The organism is Moorena sp. SIO3I8 (genome assembly GCF_010692325.1).
Classification (GTDB): Bacteria; Cyanobacteriota; Cyanobacteriia; order Cyanobacteriales; family Coleofasciculaceae; genus Moorena.
In genome coordinates this window covers 1-1,486 of sequence record NZ_JAAHHW010000376.1, presented here as the reverse complement: position 1 = coordinate 1,486, position 1,486 = coordinate 1, and the positions used below count along the sequence as shown (strand labels likewise).

The 1,486-nt window shown below is 37.3% G+C and carries 1 protein-coding gene and 1 pseudogene; both read right to left on the bottom strand.

Features of this window, described 5'->3' with window-relative positions; translation table 11 throughout:
• Nucleotides 1-672: 672 nt before the first annotated feature.
• Nucleotides 673-1,236, bottom strand: coding sequence for an ISAs1 family transposase (locus F6K51_RS37130; RefSeq protein WP_293031147.1), 564 nt, complete (start codon nt 1,234-1,236; stop codon nt 673-675).
• 71 nt (nt 1,237-1,307) lie between these two features.
• Nucleotides 1,308-1,486, bottom strand: a pseudogene (locus tag F6K51_RS37125) (IS701 family transposase); the annotation flags it as partial.

Sequence of the window (1,486 nt, the reverse complement as noted above, 5' to 3'; positions counted from 1 at the left end):
AAGCTGGATAATTTAAACTAATCATGGTGTACACAAAAAATTATTTCCCACCATTTTTCGATATCCTTAAACTTAGTAAAACGGTAATCTGTCCATCCTAATTCTTGTTTACACTGACGAAAAGCATCAGGGCTATTTCATTCTAAAAAGTTGCTTAAGCGTATCTAGACCAAAAGAACATAGTCGTTGAGCTTGTGCCATGTTGTCAAACATGTGGTCACGGTATAAATTGAGTGTAAAATTGCGAGCTATAGTAAAAATTTTAGGGAGAGGGTTAGTGCGGATTCTGGATTTATCTTCGCCTTGAGTAACATCTCGAACATAATGAACTTTATTCTCGACACCCCAATATCCACGGATACGTTCACCAAATTCTTGGGCTGTCAAACAAAAGGTGCGAAATATAATAACGAGTCTGAGTAGTTACTTCAATTACATTATGTGTAAACACCTGTCGTTCTGATTGAACTTTAATCAAAGTAGTTAGTCCTGGCCAAGGACGGATACAATCAAGATTTTTGCAAATACTAACATGACGCTTTTCGATTCGACCATGTCCTTTGTTTATTTGATTACAATTAAATTCAGGTATAAAATTTGTTTTAACATCTTGAAATAGAGTTGGTTGATTACCTTTTAATGCAGCTATATAATCATTGCCACTGTTGACGATCAATTCACAAGTTTTTTTTGGGTATTAATAGCATCAAAGGCAAAGACAACTCCTTTTAGAGCAAGTTTTTTGAGCAACTCTGGTAAAGCTTTGATTTCGTTGGTTTTGGCATCAACTTCAAAGGGTTCTAAAATCAAACCCCGCTCAACAATGTAAGAACTGACCAACATAATGGCTGGGTGGGAGTCGGAATTGGGATTATCGTTTTCAATCTGATATGAATGTTTAAGGACTTTACCGTCTAAACCAATGGTTTCTCCAGAAGCTGGTTGTACATTAAAGAATTTAGCTAGGCACATCGAATACTCTTCATAATTAATATACAATAAGATTCGACGTACAGTACTGTAAGAAGGAAGCCTGTTTTTCGGAGGTTTGAGAAGGTCAATTAACTCCTCACGGTAACTTGAAATCCAATCTCCAATTGCTAAAAATCCTTTATTTCCGGCGGCTATGGCCAAAGTAAATAGCGCTAGGCACAGTGGAAGAGTGTGGCGCTGTCCGGCACGACGACGAGGATCTTCTAGTCCAGCAAAGGCTTCTATAATTGCGATTTGAGACACGGGAGTAGATGCATTAAATGGAGTTTGCGCTGCATTATACCATATTCCGATTACATTTAGAATGAAATAGCCCTGCGAAAAGCATACTCTACCCATGTTCTTAATCCATACAAATCTCCCAAGATTTTCTTGAGATTACCTTTCAAATTAGTCATCACAAAAGATGTTCCATTCTCTGGCATAGTTTTTGGGTCTGTGGTTATTTCCCAGTAAGTTATGGCTCTCTTTTTTCCATAGACTATTTCTCTAA